Source organism: Streptococcus parasanguinis, assembly GCF_001578955.1.
Lineage (GTDB): Bacteria > Bacillota > Bacilli > Lactobacillales > Streptococcaceae > Streptococcus > Streptococcus parasanguinis_U.
In genome coordinates this window covers 357,558-360,912 of sequence record NZ_KQ969690.1, presented here as the reverse complement: position 1 = coordinate 360,912, position 3,355 = coordinate 357,558, and the positions used below count along the sequence as shown (strand labels likewise).

The window sequence follows — 3,355 nt, the reverse complement described above, 5'->3', positions numbered from 1 at the left end:
GTTCGATGATCAGGTTACGCCCAATATTTTGCATTAGCTTACGAACAATCTTCATCAGAACTTCGATCATGACCCCATTGGCCAAAACACCACTCTTTTCAAGCATACTTGGCTCCACTGTGAATTGGTAATGATTATTCTCCGTTAGAATCTTTTGTCCGATTTGCTCACTAAAGGTTGGTAAGCTTGAAAACTGCACCTTGCTGATCCGATCCATCACATCTCGACGTGTAATAACACCCAGCAAGGTCTGGTTATTACGAATAACAGGAATCATCTCATAATCTTCAGCAATCATCCGTTGGCTAATCGTTGCAATGCTAGTAGACAATTTAGTGGTAAAGATCGTCCGTGACATCACCTTATCAAGGGTCGTCTGAGGCGCCTTATCTCCAGCATCTCTCATGGTCACGACGCCCACCACCATCTGGTGCTGATTGACAACTGGAAAGCGACTAAAGCGATTTTTTCGAACCAAATCCAGATAGTCTCTTACCGTATCAGTCTCTGAAAGATAACCATATTCATGGAAGGGCCGATAGACCTGTTCTACTGTCAAGATATCCGTCTTGATCTGCATGTTAGACAAAGCCTTATTGATCATGGTAGCGACGGTATAGGTATCGTGTGAAGTTCGTATGACTGGGATTTTTACCTGATTAGCCAGATCAATCACATCCTCACTGACCTCAAAGCCACCTGTCACTAAGACCGCATTGTCATGCTTAAGAGCCAATCGTTGGATGCTAGTGCGGTCTCCCACGATCAAAAGACCTCCTTCAGACACATAGTCTAGGACGTGCTTCTCCGTCATAGCACCGATATAAAATTTATTAAATTCTTTTTCGAGACCTTCCTCACCTGCTAATATTTCAGATCCAGTGATTTCTAAAATTTCCCGATAAGTCAAGTGCTCTAGTACTGCCTTTTGAGATTTGACACGAATGGTCCCACTTCTAGGACGCGTTTCGACAATTCCTTGATTTTCAGCTTCTTTAATGGCACGATAGGCCGTCCCATCACTAACATTCAGAAAATTGGAGATACTGCGGACACTGACCCGTTTCCCAATTGGTAATTTTTCGAGATAGTCTAAAATCTCTTGGTGTTTACTCATAGAAGTCCCCTCTACCTAGGCGGAAATCATAATAATCGCGCATTTTACGCGTATAGCGGTCACTCCCTTTGAATTGACGAAAGAGACGAAAGCCAGCCTTTAAAGCGACCTTTTGACTCCCTATATTTTCAACATGGGTGACAATCTTAAGCTCCTTTAGTTGAAATTTCTCAAACGATAGATAGGCCAACTCTTTGACCGCTTCTGTCATCAGGCCCTTTCCCCAAAAATCTTTACGTAAAAAGTAGCCTAACTCAGCCTCACTCTTGATTTCATCCAACTTTTCAAACTTGATGGAGCCGATCATCCGATTGGTTTCCTTATCACAGATCGCCCAAACCCCCAATGGATTTTTTATGAAATAGTTGGCTAGTACATATTGAGTTTCAGCAAGATCAGCTTGTGCAGGAAAGATAAATTGTAGGTTATCAGGATTCGAAGCAATCTTATAAAAATCTTCCGCATCCTCAAAGAGAAAAGGTCGTAAGTACAACCTTTGTGTTTCAATCAGTGAATAGGCAGCTAAGTGCGTCCAAATATTCATTTCAAACTCCAATGTTCATGTATCCAGGCACCACTACCAGATCTCAGATTCAATCACTACTCTTCGATCAACTGGATATCTGCTCCAAGTTGGGTCAATTTATGAATAATATCTGAATACCCGCGAAGGATGTATTCCACATTTGTAATTTCTGTTGTTCCAGAAGCCATGAGACCTGCGATCACTAAAGCCGCACCAGCTCGAAGATCTGTCGCTTTCACACTTGATCCCGTCAATTGATTTGGCCCTTCATAGATAATGTGGTCGTTCAAAGTCAAGATAGTAGCCCCCATTTTAGCCAATTCTGGCACATGGTTAACCCGTTTTTCATAAATCGTATCAACGATTCGCCCACGTCCTTCAGCCGTTAATAGCAAAGGTGTGATCGGTTGTTGCAAATCAGTCGCAAAACCAGGATAAGGAGACGTTTTGATCTGGATCGCCTTCAAGCCTGTTTGCTTTTCTACAAAGATGCTATCTTCAGAAATGGTCATGCGCACACCCATTTCTTCTAACTTGGCAATATAGCTCTCTAAATGCTCATACAGGACATTATTGATCTGGATACCTTCCCCAATAGCAGCTGCAAGAGCAATATAGGTTCCTGCTTCGATACGATCCGGAATCACCTGATGTCTCGTTCCATGCAAATGCGGAACACCATCAATGATAATAATATCTGTCCCTGCTCCACGAATATGAGCTCCCATGTTGTTGAGCAAGGTCACCACATCGATAATTTCAGGTTCCCGCGCAGCATTTTCGATCACTGTCCGACCTTTAGCTTTGACCGCTGCCAAAATCGTATTAATCGTTGCACCGACACTAACAGTATCCATATAGATGTTAGCTCCTTGAAGAGGCTTGCCATCTGTCGCAAGTTTCATACTAGAGCCATCCATAGTCATAGCGGCTCCCATCGCTTCAAAGGCCTTCAAATGCAAATCAATTGGACGTGGGCCGAGATCGCATCCTCCAGGTAGTCCAACAGTTGCTTGACCATAGCGCCCTAACAAACTGCCATAGAAATAATAGGAAGCTCGTAAGCTATTGATTTTCCCAAATGGCATGGGCATATCCTTCACCCCACGTGGATCAATGATCAAACTGTCTTCTTTGCGTTCGATCTTAGCGCCCATGATGGTCATGATTTCAATCAGACTTGCAACATCTGAGATATCCGGTACCCCATCGAGGGTCACGATATCGTCCGCCAGAATGGTTGCAGGAATCAGGGCCACTACACTATTTTTTGCACCACTAATGGTCACCTCTCCTTTTAGAGGGCGACCTCCATTTATTACAATTTTTTTCATCTTAATAATTATTAGCTCTTTCAAGTCTTTTTCCTTTTACTATCGTTTTTTCAACGGAAATAAAAGGGACAATGTATTTAAAATACTTTAACTATTATACCACAGATCGACCTATTTTTCCATCTGTAGGAATTTTCAAAACGAAAAAAAGCTAGGATCATCTTGACCCTAACTTTTCCATTTCAACTAATTATTTTACAGCTTCTTTCAAGGCTTCTACCTTATCCAAACGTTCCCATGGAAGGTCGATATCCGTCCGTCCCATATGGCCATAAGCCGCTGTTTGACGGTAGATTGGACGTTTCAAATCCAACATTTGAATAATCCCTGCAGGACGAAGGTCAAAGATTTGACGCGCTGCAGCTTCTAATTTGCTTT

4 protein-coding genes are annotated in these 3,355 nt (G+C 42.5%); all 4 read right to left on the bottom strand.

Annotated elements, in window-relative coordinates; translation table 11 throughout:
* The coding region (gene spxR / locus SPADD19_RS05585) for a CBS-HotDog domain-containing transcription factor SpxR (RefSeq protein WP_061455469.1) at window positions 1-1,117 on the bottom strand (1,117 nt) is incomplete at its 3' end.
* Window positions 1,110-1,661 carry a GNAT family N-acetyltransferase gene (locus SPADD19_RS05580; RefSeq protein WP_061455468.1) on the bottom strand — a complete coding sequence of 184 codons (552 nt, stop codon included), beginning with the start codon at window positions 1,659-1,661 and terminating at the stop codon, window positions 1,110-1,112. The genes spxR and SPADD19_RS05580, both read right to left, overlap by 8 nt.
* Before the next feature lie 56 nt (window positions 1,662-1,717).
* On the bottom strand, window positions 1,718-2,977 hold the full coding sequence (locus SPADD19_RS05575; RefSeq protein WP_061455467.1) for a UDP-N-acetylglucosamine 1-carboxyvinyltransferase: 1,260 nt from the start codon (window positions 2,975-2,977) through the stop codon (window positions 1,718-1,720).
* Between the two features lie 190 nt (window positions 2,978-3,167).
* The coding region (locus SPADD19_RS12640) for a methionine adenosyltransferase domain-containing protein (protein ID WP_241496486.1) at window positions 3,168-3,355 on the bottom strand (188 nt) is incomplete at its 5' end.

Coding starts and splice junctions, on each gene's coding strand:
- SPADD19_RS05575 (WP_061455467.1), bottom strand. CDS start 2,977: ATGAAAAAAATTGTAATAAATGGAGGTCGCCCTCTAAAAGGAGAGGTG.
- SPADD19_RS05580 (WP_061455468.1), bottom strand. CDS start 1,661: ATGAATATTTGGACGCACTTAGCTGCCTATTCACTGATTGAAACACAA.